This is a genomic window from Bacillus sp. RAR_M1_44 (assembly GCF_020165935.1).
GTDB lineage: Bacteria > Bacillota > Bacilli > Bacillales > Bacillaceae > Bacillus > Bacillus altitudinis.
Genome location: NZ_JAIUKX010000001.1, coordinates 569,604 through 588,945 on the forward strand (window position 1 = coordinate 569,604; position 19,342 = coordinate 588,945).

Annotated in this window: 19 protein-coding genes; 3 read left to right on the forward strand and 16 right to left on the reverse strand. The window is 42.2% G+C overall.

Annotation, left to right across the window (positions count from 1 at the left end):
• Positions 1–97: 97 nt before the first annotated feature.
• Positions 98–1,678, forward strand: coding sequence for an SH3 domain-containing protein (locus tag LCD34_RS03080; RefSeq protein ID WP_224558502.1), 1,581 nt, complete (start codon positions 98–100; stop codon positions 1,676–1,678).
• Between the two features lie 97 nt (positions 1,679–1,775).
• Here LCD34_RS03080 and dtd read toward each other — a convergent pair whose 3' ends face one another.
• The 8 genes from dtd to LCD34_RS03120 form a co-directional block, all read right to left on the reverse strand.
• Complete coding sequence (dtd, locus tag LCD34_RS03085) at positions 1,776–2,219, reverse strand: D-aminoacyl-tRNA deacylase (RefSeq protein WP_008342725.1); 444 nt, start codon at positions 2,217–2,219, stop codon at positions 1,776–1,778.
• Between the two features lie 18 nt (positions 2,220–2,237).
• The gene (locus LCD34_RS03090; protein WP_008342726.1) at positions 2,238–4,448 is read right to left on the reverse strand and encodes a RelA/SpoT family protein; all 2,211 of its coding nucleotides are present in this window, start codon (positions 4,446–4,448) and stop codon (positions 2,238–2,240) included.
• A 142-nt stretch (positions 4,449–4,590) separates the two neighbouring features.
• Positions 4,591–5,103, reverse strand: a complete 513-nt coding sequence (locus LCD34_RS03095) for an adenine phosphoribosyltransferase (RefSeq protein WP_008342729.1) — start codon at positions 5,101–5,103, stop codon at positions 4,591–4,593.
• A gap of 23 nt (positions 5,104–5,126) precedes the next feature.
• On the reverse strand, positions 5,127–7,460 hold the full coding sequence (gene recJ, locus LCD34_RS03100; protein ID WP_224558503.1) for a single-stranded-DNA-specific exonuclease RecJ: 2,334 nt from the start codon (positions 7,458–7,460) through the stop codon (positions 5,127–5,129).
• 81 nt (positions 7,461–7,541) lie between these two features.
• On the reverse strand, positions 7,542–7,898 hold the full coding sequence (locus tag LCD34_RS03105; protein WP_017367707.1) for a lipopolysaccharide assembly LapA domain-containing protein: 357 nt from the start codon (positions 7,896–7,898) through the stop codon (positions 7,542–7,544).
• A gap of 99 nt (positions 7,899–7,997) precedes the next feature.
• A complete protein-coding gene (locus tag LCD34_RS03110) occupies positions 7,998–8,486 on the reverse strand; it encodes a cation:proton antiporter regulatory subunit (protein ID WP_008342734.1) in 489 nt (162 codons plus the stop codon).
• A gap of 200 nt (positions 8,487–8,686) precedes the next feature.
• Entirely contained in the window at positions 8,687–10,915 is a 2,229-nt protein-coding gene (gene secDF, locus LCD34_RS03115) for a protein translocase subunit SecDF (protein ID WP_017358118.1), read from the reverse strand.
• A 41-nt stretch (positions 10,916–10,956) separates the two neighbouring features.
• Positions 10,957–11,253 carry a post-transcriptional regulator gene (locus LCD34_RS03120; RefSeq protein ID WP_003216788.1) on the reverse strand — a complete coding sequence of 99 codons (297 nt, stop codon included), beginning with the start codon at positions 11,251–11,253 and terminating at the stop codon, positions 10,957–10,959.
• Between the two features lie 116 nt (positions 11,254–11,369).
• On the opposite strand from LCD34_RS03120, the gene spoVB reads away from it, so the two are divergent.
• Positions 11,370–12,920: a stage V sporulation protein B gene (gene spoVB, locus LCD34_RS03125; RefSeq protein ID WP_056705836.1), complete on the forward strand. Its 1,551-nt coding sequence runs from the start codon at positions 11,370–11,372 to the stop codon at positions 12,918–12,920.
• Between the two features lies 1 nt (position 12,921).
• Here spoVB and LCD34_RS03130 read toward each other — a convergent pair whose 3' ends face one another.
• Positions 12,922–13,584, reverse strand: coding sequence for a DUF421 domain-containing protein (locus tag LCD34_RS03130; protein ID WP_056705838.1), 663 nt, complete (start codon positions 13,582–13,584; stop codon positions 12,922–12,924).
• 165 nt (positions 13,585–13,749) lie between these two features.
• On the opposite strand from LCD34_RS03130, the gene LCD34_RS03135 reads away from it, so the two are divergent.
• Positions 13,750–14,127 (forward strand): TIGR04086 family membrane protein, encoded by a 378-nt coding sequence (locus tag LCD34_RS03135; RefSeq protein WP_007501492.1) that lies wholly within the window; start codon positions 13,750–13,752, stop codon positions 14,125–14,127.
• A gap of 49 nt (positions 14,128–14,176) precedes the next feature.
• Here the strand turns inward: LCD34_RS03135 and yajC are convergent, their stop codons facing one another.
• The 7 genes from yajC to LCD34_RS03170 all read right to left on the reverse strand — a co-directional run bounded on the left by yajC (position 14,177) and on the right by LCD34_RS03170 (position 19,205).
• Positions 14,177–14,443, reverse strand: coding sequence for a preprotein translocase subunit YajC (yajC, locus tag LCD34_RS03140; RefSeq protein ID WP_003216659.1), 267 nt, complete (start codon positions 14,441–14,443; stop codon positions 14,177–14,179).
• Positions 14,444–14,490: 47 nt separating this feature from the next.
• The gene (gene tgt, locus LCD34_RS03145) at positions 14,491–15,636 is read right to left on the reverse strand and encodes a tRNA guanosine(34) transglycosylase Tgt (RefSeq protein WP_008342748.1); all 1,146 of its coding nucleotides are present in this window, start codon (positions 15,634–15,636) and stop codon (positions 14,491–14,493) included.
• A 31-nt stretch (positions 15,637–15,667) separates the two neighbouring features.
• Positions 15,668–16,696: a tRNA preQ1(34) S-adenosylmethionine ribosyltransferase-isomerase QueA gene (gene queA, locus LCD34_RS03150; protein WP_007501498.1), complete on the reverse strand. Its 1,029-nt coding sequence runs from the start codon at positions 16,694–16,696 to the stop codon at positions 15,668–15,670.
• A gap of 34 nt (positions 16,697–16,730) precedes the next feature.
• A complete protein-coding gene (locus LCD34_RS03155) occupies positions 16,731–16,931 on the reverse strand; it encodes a DUF2905 domain-containing protein (protein WP_008342752.1) in 201 nt (66 codons plus the stop codon).
• A complete protein-coding gene (gene ruvB / locus LCD34_RS03160) occupies positions 16,924–17,928 on the reverse strand; it encodes a Holliday junction branch migration DNA helicase RuvB (protein WP_007501501.1) in 1,005 nt (334 codons plus the stop codon). Before ruvB ends, LCD34_RS03155 begins: the two co-directional genes overlap by 8 nt.
• Positions 17,929–17,939: 11 nt before the next feature.
• Positions 17,940–18,545, reverse strand: coding sequence for a Holliday junction branch migration protein RuvA (ruvA, locus tag LCD34_RS03165; protein ID WP_017358123.1), 606 nt, complete (start codon positions 18,543–18,545; stop codon positions 17,940–17,942).
• A gap of 147 nt (positions 18,546–18,692) precedes the next feature.
• Positions 18,693–19,205, reverse strand: a complete 513-nt coding sequence (locus LCD34_RS03170; protein WP_025207711.1) for an intercompartmental signaling factor BofC — start codon at positions 19,203–19,205, stop codon at positions 18,693–18,695.
• Between the last annotated feature and the right edge of the window lie 137 nt (positions 19,206–19,342).

A 19,342-nucleotide genomic window follows, 5' to 3' on the forward strand; every position in this document is an offset into this window, starting at 1 on the left:
AGATTGATTCATTTTTATTAGGGAAACCGCAAGGAATTCATCCATTACATAACGAATTAACATTCATCGGTTTTACAAGGGAGGGGAAAACACCGTTTTGAATCTGAAAACACACCATCACATGATGTTGCTGCTCACCTGTTTTGTCCTCATTGCCAGCACTTGGCCAATGACACATGCGACGGCTCAAACAGATCGAGCTGTCGTTGCAACAGATGAAATCAATGTGCGAACCGGACCTGGTTTAAGCTACGGGATCGCAGCAGTTGTGAAACGAGGAGAAAGCTACCCGATTCTCACTGAACAAGGAGAATGGGTACAGATCGGGCTATCGAACGGACAAAAAGGCTGGGTCGTCTCATGGCTGATTACTAAGTCATCTGATGCACAAAAGCCTGCTAAGCAAAAGACGCAAGGTCAAAGTACGCAAGGAAGCAGTTCGATTACGTCAACAGCCTCCGACCTTCGCATTCGGACAGGCCCAGGGACTTCCTATCAAGTCATTGGCACTTTTCCGCAGGGCGCTTCCGCTAAAAAGCTGGACACAAGCGGCGAATGGACAAAAATATCGTACAAACAAGCGGAAGGCTGGGTCCACTCTGATTATATTTCTGGCGGACAAAACGCTTCTTCATCCAGTTCAGCTGAGCCCGCTCGTTCTAAACAGTCCGGCACAGTTGGCGTATCAAGCTTGAATGTTCGAAAATCGGCGGCACCAAACGCACAAGTGGCCGCTTCACTTTCCCGCAACACTCAAGTCACCATTTTACGGGAGCAAAATGGCTGGTATGAAATCGAAGCAAAAGGCGTTAAAGGCTGGGTTGCAAGTTATTATATTGTCTCAAACCAAGGAACAAGTGCAGCACCTGAAAAGAATTCTTCCTCTTCGTCATCTCATCAGAAAGCGTACATCGTTTATGATGGAACGAATATTAGAAAAAGCGCTTCTACCTCTGCTGGAATTGCAGAAAGAGCAACAAAAGGAGCTGCTTATCAAATTGTTCGTACACAAGGTGACTGGTACGAGGTGACATTATCAAACGGCGGAACAGGCTACGTGGCGAGCTGGGTCGTTCAAACAAAGAAAAATAGCAGCGAAGCACCAAGACCTCAGCAGGATTCATCGTCTAGCACTGGATCTTTAAAAGGCAAAACAATTGTTCTTGATCCTGGGCATGGCGGAAAAGACAGCGGCACGATCGGCGCAGACGGTGCATTTGAAAAGAATATCACGATCAAAACCGCTCATTTGCTGGCGGGTAAGTTAAGAGCTTCTGGAGCAAATGTCTATTTAACAAGAAGTGATGATACATTCATCAGCCTTCAATCGAGGGTTGCCACTTCACATTACCGAAATGCAGATGCATTTATTAGTCTTCATTATGATAGTTTTATGGACCCAAGTATCAGAGGGAGCACCGCATATTATTATCAGGCATCCAAAGATCAAAGCCTGGCGACAAGCGTTCATACGGAAGTCGCAAAACGATCACAGATCCCTGATAAAGGAGTCAAATTTGGAGATTATTTTGTTTTAAGAGAAAACAAGCGCCCTTCCCTTTTATATGAACTCGGCTATTTAAGCAATCCTCAAGAAGAAGCGATCATTTATAGCGCCTCTTACCAAGAACGAGTGACAGAAGGAATGACAGAAGGATTAAAACAATATTTCCGATAGAAAAAAGAGGCCGCTGCGCCTCTTTTTTGTTTGATCGCAAAAGAAAAAGACTCTAAACAAACTCTCAGCAAGAGTTTATCTACAGTCTAATGTCTTTCTATTCTTTGCTGTCCATCAACATGGTGACAGGCCCCGAATTGGTCAATGAGACGTCCATCATCGCCCCAAAACGTCCTGTTTCAACATGGATGCCTTTTTCTCTAAGCGTTTCATTGAAGCATTCGTAAAGTGAATTCGCCACATCCGGTTTGGCAGCTTTCATAAAGTTCGGCCGTCTGCCTTTTCTCGTATCACCATAAAGGGTAAATTGAGACACAGACAGTACACTTCCTTTTACATCTAACAAAGAATGATTCATTTTCCCGTTTTCATCTTCAAAAATACGCAAGTGTGCGAGCTTTTCAGCTAAGTAATGCACATCTTCTTCTGTGTCTTCATGTGTAACCCCAACGAGCACCATATAGCCTTCATTGATGGCACCTGTGATCTCTTCTTCTACTTTCACAGATGCACTCGTCACACGCTGAACAACAAGCCTCATAGACGATATACTTCCTTTCTAATTCATGAATCGGCGAACAGAGTAAATGTCTTTGATTTGTTTAATGCGTTCTACCACTTTGTGCAAATGGTTAATATTTTGGATAAAGATCGCCATATGGATCGTCGCCACTTTGTTACGATCAGACTTCCCAGAAACAGAGGAGATGTTCGTTTTGGTTTCGTTGACTGCTTGAAGCACTTCATTAAGTAAGCCGCGCCTGTCATATCCTAATATTTCAATTTCCACATTGTATTCTTTACGGTTTCGAGCAGGCTGTTCATGCTCCCACTCAACCGGGATTAACCGTTCCTGCGCTTCTCCTGTCTTCACGTTCGGACAGTCATCACGGTGAACAGATACGCCACGGCCTTTTGTAATAAAGCCAACAATGCTATCACCAGGAACTGGATTACAACACTTAGATAAACGGACAAGCAAGTTATCAATGCCTTTCACTCGCACGCCAGCTTCCCGTTTTTTCCCGTGATATGGTTTTGACTCTACAGACACTTCTTGAACGGTTTTCTCTTGTTCTTCCTGATCTCTTTGTTTTCTTTCTTTTTCCGTTAAACGATTCGCCACTTGGAGTGCCGTAATTCCGTTATAACCGACAGCTGCATACATGTCCTCTTCATTTGAGAAATTAAACTTATCGGCCACTTTTTGCAGATTTTCAGCGGTCAAAATGTCTTTGACATCGAACTCAAGGTTTTTGATTTCTTTCTCCACAAGTTCTCGGCCTTTTTCGACATTTTCTTCACGGCGCTGTTTCTTGAAAAACTGTCTGATCTTGTGCTTCGCTTGGGAGGTTTGGGCAAGTTTGACCCAATCCTGGCTTGGTCCATAGCTATGCTTAGATGTCAGAATTTCAATAATGTCACCTGTTTTTAGCTTATGATCAAGTGTGACCATTTTACCGTTGACCTTGGCTCCGATTGTTTTATTCCCAATTTCCGAATGAATCCGGTATGAGAAATCAATTGGAACAGAACCAGACGGCAGCTCTATGACGTCTCCTTTTGGTGTAAATACAAACACCATATCAGAGAAAAGATCAATTTTTAACGATTCCATAAATTCTTCCGCATCTGTGGATTCATTTTGGAATTCAAGGATTTCTCTAAACCAAGACAGCTTCTTCTGGAAAACGGCTTCTTCCGTCGATTCTGCTGACTCTTTGCCTTCTTTATACGCCCAGTGTGCGGCAATTCCGTATTCCGCAATTTCGTGCATTTCCACTGTACGAATCTGAACTTCAAGCGGGTCCCCTTTTGGACCAATCACCGTTGTATGAAGAGACTGATACATGTTCGGCTTTGGCATCGCAATATAATCCTTAAATCTGCCTGGCATCGGCTTCCAGCACGTATGAATAATACCAAGTACCGCATAGCAGTCTTTAATGCTGTCAACCAAAATACGTACAGCCAGCAAATCATATATTTCATTAAACTGCTTATTTTGCATGACCATTTTGCGATAAATACTATAAATATGTTTCGGTCTGCCGGAGAATTCAGCCTTAATGTTCACCTCAGACACGCGGTCTTTCACTTCATTGACAACCTCGTCCAAGTATTCTTCACGTTCCGCTCGTTTACGCTTCATGAGATTCACAATCCGGTAGTATTGCTGCGGATTTAAATAGCGGAGGGCTGTATCTTCAAGCTCCCACTTAATCTTTGAAATCCCTAATCTGTGCGCAAGCGGTGCAAAGATCTCAAGGGTTTCATTTGAAATTCTTCGCTGCTTTTCCTGCGGAAGATGTTTGAGTGTTCTCATATTGTGAAGACGGTCTGCCAGCTTAATTAAGATGACGCGTATATCCTGCGCCATTGCAACAAACATTTTACGATGGTTTTCAGCCTGTTGTTCTTCTTGTGATTTATATTTAATCTTTCCGAGCTTTGTCACACCATCAACAAGCATGGCCACTTCTTCGTTAAAATGCTCTTTTAAATCTTCTAATGTCACATCCGTGTCTTCGACAACATCATGCAAGAAGCCGCCTGCAATGGTCGAAGGGTCCATTTCAAGATCAACAAGAATTCCCGCCACTTGAATAGGATGGATAATATAGGGCTCACCGGATTTCCGGTATTGTTCCTTGTGAGCATTTTCAGCATATTCGTATGCACGCTCTATAAATTGAATATGTTCAGCGGACAGGTATTCTCTTGCCTTATCAATGACCTGCTGCGCCGTTAAAACTTGTTCGTTCGCCATGGAATCACCTTTTTAAATGAAAACTGTATTGTAGTTTATTATCAAGAAAAATTCGATAGATGTAAAGAGAAGAAGTCCGCTAAAAGATTTTTGATAGGAAAAAAGCACCCTTCTTACTGAGTGCTTTTTGCGTAAAACTCCATTAGTATTGCATTAACGTCAAGATGTCGTAACCGTCAAGCTTCTTTCTACCATCAAGATACGTCAGCTCAATTAAAAATGCAATCCCTGCCACAACGCCGCCTAATTCCTCAACCAGCTTGATGGACGCTTCAATCGTTCCACCTGTCGCAAGCAAATCATCTGTGATCAGTACACGCTGACCAGGACGAATTGCATCTTTATGAATCGTTAATACATCTTTACCGTATTCCAAACCGTAATCGACTTTGATGACTTCACGAGGAAGCTTTCCTTCTTTACGAACTGGGGCAAAACCTACACCAAGTGCGTATGCTACAGGGCAGCCAATAATGAATCCACGCGCTTCAGGTCCAACAATGAGATCAATGTCTCTTTCCTTCGCGTATTCAACGATTTGATCCGTTGCATAACGGTACACTTCGCCTTTATCCATTAACGTTGTAATATCTTTAAATTGTACACCTTCCTTTGGGTAGTCAGGTACAACTGTCACATATTGTTTTAAATCCATCTTTTCCTTTTCCTCCTCGTACGTCAAAGCACAGGTGAGACTTCGCTCATCATGCTATTCAGCCATTCCTTCAGCTCTTTGGCTGAAGAATATGTTAGTGTTTGATCGAGTTCCATCAATCGTTGTTTTGCTGTATAAGACGATGATGCGGTTAAATCTTTTTTAGGGGCATCACGCACTATTGACAGCACACCATTCTCTATTTTAACAAAACCGAGTTCAAAAAACACCTTTGTCATAAAAATGATTGTATCTTTTGTCCAACCTCTATGTTTGGCAAGCTCCATGCCTTGTTCTTTAATAGGAAAACTTCCCCGTTTGAACAAGAACCCATAAAACCATTTGAATTGATCACGGCTCGGGAATGAGGACATAAAGTGATCTTCTTTCCGCTGAAACACCGTATAAATTCTTGCTGGTTGTTGATTTTCTAAAAGCAGCTTGAGCAAGTGTTCATCGGCAGGAACATCGGCAAAGATCACATACTTTTCCTGCACATCAAACGTGGATACATTTTCTGCATCAATAAGGTGAATCGGAATATCCACCAGCTCCGATTGCTTTTTTGTTTCTTCGTCAAAACAGAAGACCATTGTTTTTGCTGGATCAAGTGTTGATACTTTCTTTTCCCAATCTTTTTTCCCGCGTAAATCAAACAGCTGCCATTCATCGACTCTAGCGTCTTTTAGCATGAGCTGAGGTTTCTTTCGGTTATTCCATTCATTAATCGAGACCTCGCCAACGACAGAGATTTGACTCCCTGGGACAAGTTCTTCTTTTAGCTTGCCTTGGTGAAAACCGACACAGTCGAGCAGCTTGTCTTCGTCTTTTAGTGACATTTTAATGTGATTTTGATTGGCCCCGATCGTTCGGATGTCTTCAAGCTGGGCGTCTTCAATCATAATGAACGGCTTAGGATTCTGCATGCCAAACGGGGACAGCAGTCCCACTTCTTCAATGGCTTGCACCGTCATTTCGTCCACTTTACATACTGCATCGACCCGTTGAATTGGAATGAAATCTTCTTCTGTCAATGTTTCATTTGCATATTGATTCAATCTTTCCCTAAGTAAAGGAACATCATCCGCTTGAAGTGTCATTCCTGCTGCCATCGGGTGTCCACCGAAATGCGGCAGGATGTCACGGCACTTGCTCAAATGGAAAAATAAATCAAAACCAGGAATACTTCGAGCTGACCCTTTCGCCATCTGCGTTTCTTCATCTATTCCAAGCACAATCGCCGGACGAGAAAATGTATCCGTCAATTTTGAGGCAACAATGCCGACAACGCCTGGATTCCAGCCAGCTTTTGCTACGACGATAGCAGACTGGTCAGCGCCTGTCTCTTCAACCATTTGAATGGCTTCTTCCGTGATCGTACTCACAATTTTCTGCCGTTCTTTGTTCAATTCTTGTACAAAACGAGCGAGTTCTTCTGCTTCATCCATATCCTCAGTCATGAGAAGATGAACAGCCGGATCTGCCTGCTCAATTCGTCCAACAGCATTCAGCCTTGGCGCAATTTGAAAGCCGACCGTTTCCTCATTTGCTTCTTCAAGAGTGGCGCCTGCTTCTTTTAATAACGCTTTTAACCCAAGCCGTCTAGATTGACGAAGCTGCAGAAGACCTTTTTTGGCAATCCATCTATTTTCATCATGCAGCGGGACAAGATCCGCAATTGTACCGATTGCAGCAAGATCTAATAATTCTACTGGGAGTTTACCGAGGAGTGCATGTGCCACTTTAAACGCAACACCGACACCCGCCAGCTCTTTAAACGGATACTCACACCCAGGCTGCTTAGGATGTACAATTGCAAGTGCCTCAGGCAGTTCCTCGCTTGGTTCATGGTGATCTGTGATGATCAGGTCTAATCCTATTTCTTTTGCAATACGTGCTTCATTTACAGCAGCGATCCCTGTATCCACGGTGATAACAAGCGATGCTCCTTGCTCTTTGATATATCGGAAAGCCTGTTCGTTTGGCCCATATCCTTCTTTAAATCGATCTGGAATATAAAAGTCTACCTTCGCAGATCGTTCTTTAAGTGTATGTAAAAGTACAGACGTACTTGTCACACCATCTGCATCATAATCTCCGAAGATCACAATCGATTCCTGCTCTTCGATCGCTTTGTTGATGCGCTCTACTGCTTCTTTCATTCCTTTTAATAAGAATGGATCATGAAATTCGGCTTTTTGATCAAATAAAAAAGACCTCGCTTCTTCTACTTCTTCGAGCCCTCTTTGTACAAGAAGTGATGCAGTCAGCGCTGAAATATTCAGATTTTCAGAGAGTGATTTCACTTTTTCTTCGCTAGGATGTTCATATTCCCAACGCATTTTGGATAATAACATAAATTCACCCCTCAACCACACTATTATACTAGAGTGGACTGAGGGGTTTCAATTTTTATTTTATGAAATTGTACTGGAAGATTATTTTTCCTTCCGGTCAAAAGACGCTGGCTGTTCTTTTAAAGGTGTGACATTCGTTTTCTTTTGAACGTCTTTGTCCGCCTTTTTATGAGAAGAAGCAGGGCTTGCTTTAGCGGCTGCATGTTCAGCTTTTAATGTTTTTAATTCACGTTTTAGTTTCACAATTTGGAAAATCCCCGCAAAAGCCACAATGAGTCCGCCCATAAGAACAGAACCGATAATGACAAGGATCAGCGGCCATTCAGCCGTTCCAAATAAGTAGTCTACCTGTACAGGCCGCACGTTAATAACAGCAAATACTGAGACAATTAATACGAAAATAAATGCGAGTATGATGGTCCATTGTTGTTTATTCATCTACAAATCCCCCAAGCTTTTTCTTTTATTCTTCCCTCTTTCTTGTCCTTTTTAAACACCGAAAGAACATGGCGGAAGGTTTTCTATCAGCATGGGCGCTTAGCTGCTGAGTTTTTCTTTAATGAGGCTCTTTAATTCTTTTCTTTCTCCAGAGATGACAAGGGTGTCTCCTTCTTCAATCACCGTATCTGGTCCTGGATTTAAAATTTTCTCATGTGATTTTCTCACAATGGCGATGACTGTTACTTGATAGTTTTGGCGAACACTCAGGTCTCCGATCGTCTGGTTAACAGCCGGTGCGTTCTTTTCAATCTTAAACCATTCAATGATGAGTTCATCAATGGCCACCTCCACTGTCTCAAGCGCTTTTGGTTTATAGACCATGCCGCCTAAAATAGCCGAGATTTGTCTTGCTTCTTCATCGCTAAGCAAGATACCAGAAATACATTCTTCGTGATCATCTTCTTGAAAATGATACATCTCTCTTCTGCCGTCATCATGTGTGATAATGGCAAGCTTCTCATTATTTCTTGTGATCATTTCGGCTTTGTGACCGATACCTGGCAGTTCAGTTTCCCGAACCTTCATAACAGCCCCTCCAATGAATAAAAGCCAAATGCCCCAAACGGACACTTGCTTTCTATACTGATCTAAACGTATGTCATTATAGCAAAAGACCATTTCAAGATCAATGAAACCCGAAATGTTTTTACATATCATCTTATTGTTGTGACGATGACAAGTATGATGCATGAAAAAAAGACTGCCAAGCTGGCAGTCTTTCTTGTTTAAATATCTTGTTCTGTGTCGATTTTAGCCGGCTTTTTCAGCTCACGACCTTTCCATATCAGCCAAATTTGTGCCGCAATGTAAAGGGATGAATACACCCCTGTTAATAGGCCGACAAGTAAGGCAATAGAGAAGTTTGTAATAGATGCTGAACCGAAAATGAGAAGTGCAATCACCACTACAAGTACAGTGAGTACAGTGTTCACAGAACGCGTAAAGGTTTGCTGTAAACTTAAATTCACAATGTACGATAAATCTTCGATCGTTTTCGGTTTGCGTTTCTTCATTTGCTCACGCACCCTGTCGAAGGTGACAATCGTGTCATTGATTGAGTACCCAATGACCGTGAGTATCGCTGCAATGAAGGTGACATCCACCTCTAAGCGCGTAATACTAAAGAAGGCAACGATAAAGAATGCATCGTAAAGCAGAGAGACAATGGCTGCAATCGCCATTTTATACTCAAATCGGACGGATACATATAAGATAATCCCGATAGAAGCAATGATGACAGCGTATAATGCGTTACGCGCAAGCTCTTTTCCAACCGTCGGAGACACTGTACTTACGTTAGGCTCCGTTCCGTATTTATCTTTGAAGTAATCTTTCACTTCAGCAATTTTTTCTTTATTCGGAACACCGACAAATCGAGCTGCTGCTTGATTTTCTTTTTGCCCCGATAACACAACACTGTCTGTCTCAAGGTCTAGCTTTTTAAAATCTTGCTCCACCTGTTCTGTTGACAGTTTATGGTCACTTTGAATATCAACTCTAGTACCACTTGCAAAGTCAATACCTGCATTGAGCTTGAAGATCGACAGCACAATGATTCCAGCAATGGTAATGGCTGCTGAGAAAATCATAAAGCCTTTACGTTTGCTGACGAAATCCCATTTATCAAATGGTGTTTTCGGTTCAGTATTTTCAGTTGTTTCATGAATATCAATGATGTCTTTCTGACGAACACCAAACCAGCCTTTTCTGCGATCGAGATAACGGCTTTCTACAAGTAAGCCAAGAAGGAATCTTGATAGGAAGACAGCCGTGATAAAGCTTGTCAAAATTGATAGGATAAGCATGGTTGCAAACCCTTTGACAGAGCTTGTTCCAAAGAAGAATAGAACCCCGCCGGCAATAATACTTGTTAAGTTTGCATCAAAGATCGTGGCAAACGATCTGCGGTTACCCGATCTGAAAGCAGAACGGACAGATTTACCGAGCTTAAGCTCTTCTTTAATCCGCTCATACGTAATAATGTTGGCATCGACAGCCATCCCTACCCCAAGAATCAATGCAGCGATTCCAGGCAGTGTCATGACCGCCCCCATCCAGTCAAAGACTTGCAGTGTGATATAGATATAAGCTGACAGTGTAATGACAGCAACAAGACCTGGTAATCGGTAATAAAACAGCATGAATAAGAAGATAAATGCTATTCCTACAATTCCTGCGAAGACTGTTTCGTTTAGTGCTTGCTCACCAAACTGTGCACTCACAGATGTTGAATATTTTTCGGTTAATTTTACTGGCAATGCGCCGGCATTTAAAATGCTCGCAAGGTCTTTTGCCTCTTGAACCGTAAAGTTTCCTTCGATTTGTACGTCACTGCTGTTAATTTCTTGGTTTACATTCGGCGCAGATACATACTTATGATTTGATTTAGAGACTTCTTTTTTGAAGGAATCTCCCTTATGATAATCAAGCCAAATGACAAGCTGATTGTTTGGTGCCATCGCCGCTACTTTTTTAGTCACGTCACCAAACTTTTTCGCATCCTTTAGTTTGACCGTCACAATCGGCTCATTCGTTTGATTGAATGTTTGTTTTGCACCATTTTCAACAAGATCAGATCCGTTTAGAAGCTCTTTGTCATTCGTATCTCTGAAGGAAAGCTGTGCTTCAGTCGATAGAATCTCCCGTGCTCTGTTTTGATCTTTTACACCCGCAAGCTGTACGCGAATACGGTTGTTTCCTTCAATCGAAATGTTCGGCTCACTGACCCCAAGCACGTTGGCTCTTCGGTTTAAAGCCTCTACTGTACTGACGAGAACACCATTTGTGATCTTGTCTTCTTTTTTCACTGGGTGTACATCATACAGAACCTCAAATCCACCCTGTAAGTCCAGCCCTAGCGTCATATCTTTCGCAACAGGCTTCGTTAATAAGCCCACACCAGTTCCGATTAACAGAACCACTAAGAAAAACGCAAGTATGCGCCCTTTTTTCATTATGTATTTCCTCCTTAAACACCTGAATCCATTTAGATGGCTTATTTCAACAGTTCGTCCAGCATATTCTTGCCATCTTCACTGTCCAAAAAAGCAGACGTTTTAAACGACTGAACGGTTGCATAGTTCATAAATTCGCCAATTTTCACAGATAAAATATCTGCAACCATTTCATGAATCGGATACTCTTGTTTTTTCTTCCACTTCTTATTCTCTAAGTATGACCATAATTCCTCTAAATCTACATCTTTATAGCCCAAAACGATGAATTCTTCAAGCTTACTGAACAGAAAAGGCTTTAAATGGTCTTTGTATATAGCAGCCGGATGTTGTGTCAATGTGAGGCTCCCCCTTTTCAGTTTTTTATCGAGAGACTTGTCATGCTTGGACGATATACACGCATATCTTATTGTATATGATTCTATGTCGTTTGAGAAGGCAGGTGATCTGTGATTTGACGAAGCAAACGTTTTTAAAAGGGACGATTATTTTAATTTTAGCAGGTTTTATTACAAGAATATTGGGTTTTGTCAATCGAATTGTGATTGCAAGGTTCATTGGTGAAGAAGGCGTAGGGCTTTATATGATGGCAGCGCCTACCTTTTTTCTCGCCGTGACGCTGACACAATTCGGACTTCCTGTTGCGATTAGTAAGCTAGTCGCAGAAGCAGAAGCCCGTGGTGACAAACAGAAAACAAAACGCATTCTAGTGATGTCCCTTGCAATAACAGGAACACTCAGTCTGATTTTCACGCCGCTCTTTTTATGGTTTGCCCCTATTATGGCCGAAAATATGCTGACAGATCCTAGAACGGTCTATCCTCTGCTTGCCATTACACCAGTCGTACCCGTTATTGCAATCTCAAGTGTGTTAAGGGGCTATTTCCAAGGAAGACAGCAAATGAGCCCGCTTGCGATGTCGCAAGTACTAGAACAGGTCGCAAGAATTTCACTCGTGGCAGTATGTACAACAGCGTTCCTGCCTTATGGAATTGAATACGCAGCAGCAGGCGCCATGATTTCATCTGTCATCGGGGAAATGATTTCACTTGCTTACTTACTGATTGCCTTTCGTTATAAAAAGACCATCCGTATCCGAAAACGTTTTTTCAAGGCAATTCATGATGGGAAGGATACGTTTAAGCAGCTCATGAGTATTGCCCTGCCAACGACAGGCAGCCGTTTCATCGGCAATATCTCTTGGTTTTTAGAACCGATTGTCGTCGCGCAAAGCCTTGCGATTGCCGGTTATGCAGCTGTGGAAGCAACAAGGCAGTACGGAGAATTGACAGGACTTGCGCTCACCCTTTTGACACTTCCTAGTTTTATCACGTATTCTCTCTCCACCGCACTAGTTCCAGCGATTAGTGAGGGGATGGAACAGAACAAACGCAAAACGGTCGAATACCGGCTCAAGCAGGCGATGCGCCTTTGTTTATTAAGCGGGGGCATTTCATGTATTATCCTTTTCGTGTATGCAGAAAATTTAACCCTCTTCATGTATGGTTCATCTCATGCCGCTGTCTATGTAAAATTCATGGCCCCTTTCTTTTTGCTCTATTACTTTCAAGGGCCGTTGCAGGCTGTCCTTCAAGCATTAAATTTAGCTGGGGCAGCGATGACCAACAGCTTGATAGGAGCTGTTGTGAAAACAGGCATGATCTTTGTTCTTGCTTCACAGCCAAGCTTTGGCATTATGGGCGCAGCGCTTGCGATACTCATCGGCATCGTTCTTGTCACGTTGCTCCATGCGGCAACTGTCGGTAAAGTACTGCCTATTCATTTACCATTAAAAGAATATGGACTTTGCGTCCTTGTGATCATCGGTACTGGGGCGGTCAGCTTATGGATGAAACATCAAGCGAGCGGACTCTTTTCCGCACCTTTAGAGCTTGTCATGATGATCTTTTTGACGTGCATGCTGTATGTCATTCTATTAATCTGTCTTGGGCTAGTGAAACGAGAAGAGCTACGCCGCATCCCGTTTATTGGGAAGCTGCTTTAGCTCATTCTTTCTTGATCACTTCATCTTTCAAATCAATATAAAAATCCTTCTGATTAAAGCTGCAGTAAGAGATTTGCTCGATGTCATGATAGCCTCTTTTGACAAGCTCCTTTATCAGCCACTGTTCATCATGGTTGATCTGCTTGAGATGATCATGCTGAACCACACCGTCTGCAATAAGCGGGAGCTCAAGCGCTGCATGTTTGCGCTTGTTTTCTTTTTCAACAACGGCGAGCTTTCCTGAAGGCTCCAAGATGGCATATGAGACATCCTGGATACTATCGATGTTATTTTCTCTTAATTGAATCAGCAAATCATCAAAATTGTATCGCTGTTTTCTCATCGCACCCTCATCTATTTTTCCGTTGATGATGAGCAGGGCCGGTTTACCGTCGAGAAAACGCCGGACACCTTGAAATTTTAATGACAAATAGGCAAGGGTGATTTGAATGAAGGTTAACAGCAGGATCGGCCATACTGTATGTAACATGTGATCCTCTACTTCTTCTATGGCGAGCACCGCAATTTCAGCGATCATCATAAAAATAACAAGATCTAAAATACTCAGTTCCCCAATCTCCCTTTTGCCCATTAAACGAAAGATAAACCAAATGAGAAAATATAAAATGATCGTTCTCATGGAGATAATTAAGATGTCCTGCATATGATGTAACCCCTCCTTCTCCACCATAGCTTGTGTCAAAACACTTTATTTATGTAGAAAAGAAAGCCTCGGTTTTTATCACGAGAAACATGTCTATTTTTTCTTCTCCGTGAATACATTTTAGTAAAAGACAAGCTTCGGTCAATTGGAGAGGAGACGAATCACATGCAGGAAACGAAACAAATAGGAAAAGGCATTTTATCTGGCTTAATTGCTATTTTTGTCGTGATGATTGTCACAAGCTTACTTGTATCACTGATGCTTACCTTCACAAGTATGCAGGAATCATCGTTTAAATGGATGATCATGATCTTGTCCTTTGCGGCACTTTTTCTAGGAGGAATGATTTCTGGAGGGAAAGCAAAGGAACGGGGCTGGCTCATTGGCGCCATGACCTCTTTTATCTTTTCACTCACTGTTTTTTTATTTCAATATTTAGGGTTTGGAGAAACCTTTTCACCAGAACAATTCATCTATCATGCAGCCTTTTTGGGAATTTGTATGCTAGGGGGAATGATTGGCGTTAATCTTCGGGGCAAATAAAAAAAGAGCGAATGATATCGCTCTTTTTTTATCGCTATGTATTGGAGGATTAACCTTTGTCAGCTAATTCTCTAATAGCACGTCGGTCGAAAGTTAAACGGTTGTTTTCGCTTGTTTTGATGACCACTTTTGATTCATCAATGTAGTCGATTTCACCGTGTAAACCACCGATTGTGACGATTTTATCGCCTTTTGATAAAGATTGCTGCATCTGACGCACAGCTTTTTGTTGCTTTTGCTGTGGACGGATTAACAAGAAGTAAAGCACAGCAAACATGACAACAATCATAATGATTGAACCCATACCACCATCCATTCTATCTCACCCCTTTCTAAAGCATTGTAAAGCTTTTCGTTTATGCGTTAAAAGTTTTTCGCATTCGGCTTGTTAAAGCCATAACGCTCAAAAAACTCTTCTCTAAAATCACCTAAACGATCCTCACGGATAGCTTCTCTCACTTGCTCCATTAATTTTAACAGAAAATGAAGATTATGATAAGTTGTTAATCGAATTCCGAACGTCTCATTTGTACGGATTAAATGTCTAATATAAGCACGTGTGTAGTTTTTACATGTGTAGCAGTCACAGTTTTCATCGATTGGTCTGAAATCACGCTCATATTTAGCATTTTTCACAACAAGGCGTCCTTCACTTGTCATCAGCGTACCGTTTCTTGCAATTCGCGTTGGCAGTACACAGTCAAACATATCGACACCGCGGATCGCACCGTCAATTAATGAATCTGGTGAGCCAACACCCATTAAGTATCTTGGCTTGTCATCCGGTAAAAATGGCGTTGTGAACTCCAGCACACGGTTCATCACATCTTTTGGTTCACCAACAGATAAACCTCCAATGGCGTAGCCTGGGAAATCAAGTGAAACAAGATCTTTTGCACTTTGTTTACGAAGCTCTTCGTATTCTCCGCCCTGCACAATGCCAAACAGCCCTTGATCCTCTGGACGCTGGTGCGCTGTTAAGCAGCGCTCTGCCCATCTGCTTGTCCGTTCTACAGACCGTTTCATATAATCGTACTCTGCTGGGTACGGAGGGCATTCGTCAAATGCCATCATAATATCTGAGCCGAGCGCATTTTGAATCTCCATCGCTTTTTCAGGAGAAAGGAACAACTTATCTCCATTTAAGTGATTACGGAAGTGAACGCCTTCTTCTTCAATTTTTCTAAATTCACTTAAAGAAAACACTTGGAAACCGCCTGAATCTGTTAGAATCGCTCGATCCCAGTTCATAAATTTGTGTAGGCCGCCTGCTTCTTTGACAATGTCATGCCCCGGGCGCAGCCATAGATGATACGTATTGCTTAAAATGATGCCTGCTTCCATTGCTTTTAACTCTTCAGGCGCCATTGTTTTCACTGTAGCCAGTGTACCAACTGGCATAAATACAGGTGTTTCAAAGGAGCCGTGCGGTGTATGAACGCGTCCAAGACGTGCACCTGTTTGTTTGCATGATTTAATGAACTCATAACGTATCGGTAATTGCGACAAAAATGAGCCCTCCTGTCTTTGTTGTATGATGTTATTGAATCAGCATGGCATCGCCAAAACTGAAGAATCGATATTCCTCTTTTACAGCCTCATTGTACGCTTTTAGGACGTGTTCTCGTCCAGCTAATGCACTGACAAGCATAATTAAAGACGATTTTGGCAAGTGGAAATTCGTGATCATGCCATCAATTGCCTTAAATGTGTAGCCTGGGTAAATAAAAATCGATGTCCAGCCGCTTGACGCTTTGAATTCACCATCATAAGCACTTGCAATGGTTTCAAGCGTTCTTGTCGAAGTTGTTCCGACTGAAATAATTCGCCCGCCTTCTTTGCGCACTCGATTAAGCTCTTCTGCCGTTTCTTCATTCATTTCGTAAAACTCTGCGTGCATTTCATGTTCTTCAATGCGTTCAGCACTGACCGGTCGAAATGTGCCAAGTCCTACATGGAGCGTAATAAACGCAATATGCACTCCTTTTGCTTTCAGTGCATCCAGCAGTTCATTTGTAAAGTGAAGACCGGCAGTAGGCGCAGCAGCGGAACCAACCTCTTTGGAATAGACGGTTTGATAACGCTCACGATCGTCAAGCTGCTCTTTAATGTACGGAGGCAGCGGCATTTCACCTAAGGATTCAAGTACTTCATAAAAAATGCCTGTATACTGAAACTCAACTTTTCTTCCGCCATGTTCCAGTTCTTCTGTACATACCGCTTTTAATCGTCCATCACCAAATGTAATGACTGTTCCGTTTTTCACACGTTTTGCTGGTTTCACGAGCGTTTCCCATTTGTCTCCTTCTTCTTGTTTCAAAAGAAGCAGCTCCACTTTAGCACCCGTATCCTCTTTCGTTCCAAACAGACGTGCAGGCAATACACGTGTATTGTTTAAAACGAGACAATCACCCTTTTGAAAGTAATCTGTGATTTGCGAGAATGTATCATGTGTGATGTCACCTGTTTGTTTATTTAAGACCATCAGTCTTGATGCATCTCGTTTTTCAAGCGGCACTTGTGCAATCAATCTTTCTGGTAAATCAAAATCAAATAGTTCTAACTTCATTTCCTTCACCTATTCTGTAGTTAACTAGTTAACGTTATTTCATCCGTCCGAAGACATTGAGTAAAATGGTTAGGACGATGCTAATGACAATGCATGTAATCACAGGAAAAAAGAACGTTACATTCCCTTTTTTCACGAAAATATCGCCTGGAAGTTTCCCAACCAATTGAAACACTAAACCTGCGGCAAAAAGGACACCACCTAAAATCATCAACATTTTAGGGAATTCAGTCACGAATCGGAACCTCCATATGAAAATGTTCATACGCTTCTCTTGTGACGACCCGCCCTCTTGGTGTTCTTTGCAGAAAACCAATTTGCAGTAAATACGGTTCGTACACATCTTCAATCGTATGTGATTCTTCTCCAATTGTCGCTGAGATCGTATCAAGTCCAACAGGACCGCCTCTAAATTTTTCAATCATACTTAAAAGCAGCTTATGATCGATATGATCAAGTCCGAGTCTGTCAACTTGCAGACGCTCAAGAGCATCTTCTGCAATGTCTTGTGTGATCGCATGATTTCCAAGCACCTGCGCAAAATCTCTTACTCTTCTGAGCAGACGATTGGCGACCCTCGGTGTGCCTCTAGATCTTCTTGCAATCTCTTCAGCTGAACGAATGTCGATCCCAATCTCAAACAGCTCGGCTGTTCTTGCTACAATGTGAGCCAAATCTCTTTGCTCATAGTATTCCAATCTTGCATGAACCCCAAACCTATCACGAAGCGGCGCTGTTAAAAGCCCAACACGGGTTGTAGCACCTACAAGCGTAAATGGCGGTAAATCAAGCCGCACAGAGCGTGCTGTATCTCCTTTTCCAATCACGATATCTAGACAAAAGTCCTCCATCGCTGGATATAGCACTTCCTCTATTGAACGCTGCAAGCGATGAATTTCATCAATAAACAGAACATCGCCAGGTTCAAGAGATGTTAAGATCGCCGCCAAATCGCCAGGGCGTTCAATCGCTGGTCCAGACGTTGTACGCAGCTGAACATTCATTTCATTGGCAATGATCGACGCAAGCGTTGTTTTCCCAAGTCCCGGCGGCCCATATAAAAGAACGTGATCCAGCGTTTCCTGCCTCATTCGGGCAGCTTCAATAAATACGCTGAGATTATCCTTTACTTTCTGCTGGCCAATATATTGACTAAGCGTCTGTGGACGCAGACTTTGCTCAATGGCTGATTCATGGTTGTCTGCTTCAGTTGAGACGAGCCGTTCATCCATGAGACATCACCCTATTTCAACATTTTTTGTAAAGCTTTTTTCACATATTGATCGGTTGTAAGATTCTTCTCTTCTTTTAATAAAGGAAGAACCTTTTTGATTTCACGATCACCATACCCAAGGACACTTAAGGCTTCAACCGCTTCATCTAAAGCGCTTTGCTGCGTTTCAATCTGGATATGATCCTCGTGGTTAAATAAGTTTCCTATCATTTCAGGCACCACATCTGCGAGCTTCCCTTTCAGATCTAGAATGATCTGTCGTGCTGTTTTTTTGCCAACACCCGGGAATTTAATGAGAAAAGCTTCATCCTCTCGTTCGATCGCTGAAATGACAGCGCCAGGGTCACCGGAAGCAAGAATCGCAAGCGCACCCTTCGGTCCAATCCCTGTGACATTTAACAGTTTTGTGAACAACGCTTTTTCTTCTCGTGTTTGGAATCCATATAACGAAAAAGCGTCTTCCTTTATGTAATGATACGTATAAATCGTTTCTTGTTTTGTTACTCGATAGATAAACGGATTTGGGGTATAGACTTGATATCCCACTCCGCCGTTTTCAATGACAACATATTGCGGGCACACATAATCAATGGTCCCTTTTACAAACTCTATCACCGTTTTCACCTCTTTGACTGTTCTCCATTGTAACATAAATCGAAGAGAAAACCGTAATAAAAGTTAACATACGTTCGCTCAGCCTTTTTTCATCGTCAACCCATGAAAAAGAGCTTGCGGTCTTCACACCAGCAAGCTGTCATACGATTAAAACGATTGTTCATTTCGGTAAGGTTTCATGACTTCAAGCACATGCTCAAATTCATCTTTTGTTCGAAACGGAATGCCTTGTGCAAGCTGCTGCTCTACATGACTTTCCAAGCGGGACGTATCAATTTGAAAAAAGAGATGAATAGGCTCCGCCCACCCGTCAGGCCTTCCATGAAACGTAGAAATCACGCCGTCTTCTGATAATCCGATATATCCATTTGCTTTACTCAAAGGCGATATATCGTCAATTTGCTTTCTAAAAAGGGCAAAATCCTCTCGCTGTTCTACCAATGTCCAGCCCTTATACTGGGCCCAAAATGTGTCTTTGTCTTCTAATGATGCCCGCTGTCTTTCAATACTTACATCGCCGTCTAGATAGACCTTTTCAAGCTGAACGTTGATGGTTTTTGACTCTTTTTGCAAGTGTTCTGCTGCTTCCATATCAAGAGCGAAAAAGAGTACACTTGTCATGATAAGTCCTGTAACGAAATACTTTATTTTCACTTTCACTATTTACACCTCTTTAGAACATAAGATCGATGCATGACATATGTAGTTTGACCCATTTTGCTCCACATTAACCAAATCGATGTCTTGACACATATTGAGCGTCTTTCGTTGTATCCTTCGTGCGTAAATGTTATGTT

Excerpts from the sequence above, each read along its gene's own strand:
- LCD34_RS03110 (WP_008342734.1), bottom strand. The coding sequence starts at position 8,486 with ATGAAGGTTCGGGAAACTGAACTGCCAGGTATCGGTCACAAAGCCGAA.
- yajC (WP_003216659.1), bottom strand. The coding sequence starts at position 14,443 with ATGGATGGTGGTATGGGTTCAATCATTATGATTGTTGTCATGTTTGCT.
- dtd (WP_008342725.1), bottom strand. The coding sequence starts at position 2,219 with ATGAGGCTTGTTGTTCAGCGTGTGACGAGTGCATCTGTGAAAGTAGAA.
- queA (WP_007501498.1), bottom strand. The coding sequence starts at position 16,696 with ATGAAGTTAGAACTATTTGATTTTGATTTACCAGAAAGATTGATTGCA.
- LCD34_RS03095 (WP_008342729.1), bottom strand. The coding sequence starts at position 5,103 with ATGGATTTAAAACAATATGTGACAGTTGTACCTGACTACCCAAAGGAA.
- LCD34_RS03135 (WP_007501492.1), top strand. The coding sequence starts at position 13,750 with ATGCAGGAAACGAAACAAATAGGAAAAGGCATTTTATCTGGCTTAATT.
- recJ (WP_224558503.1), bottom strand. The coding sequence starts at position 7,460 with ATGTTATTATCCAAAATGCGTTGGGAATATGAACATCCTAGCGAAGAA.
- ruvB (WP_007501501.1), bottom strand. The coding sequence starts at position 17,928 with ATGGATGAACGGCTCGTCTCAACTGAAGCAGACAACCATGAATCAGCC.
- secDF (WP_017358118.1), bottom strand. The coding sequence starts at position 10,915 with ATGAAAAAAGGGCGCATACTTGCGTTTTTCTTAGTGGTTCTGTTAATC.
- LCD34_RS03090 (WP_008342726.1), bottom strand. The coding sequence starts at position 4,448 with ATGGCGAACGAACAAGTTTTAACGGCGCAGCAGGTCATTGATAAGGCA.
- LCD34_RS03130 (WP_056705838.1), bottom strand. The coding sequence starts at position 13,584 with ATGCAGGACATCTTAATTATCTCCATGAGAACGATCATTTTATATTTT.
- LCD34_RS03105 (WP_017367707.1), bottom strand. The coding sequence starts at position 7,898 with ATGAATAAACAACAATGGACCATCATACTCGCATTTATTTTCGTATTA.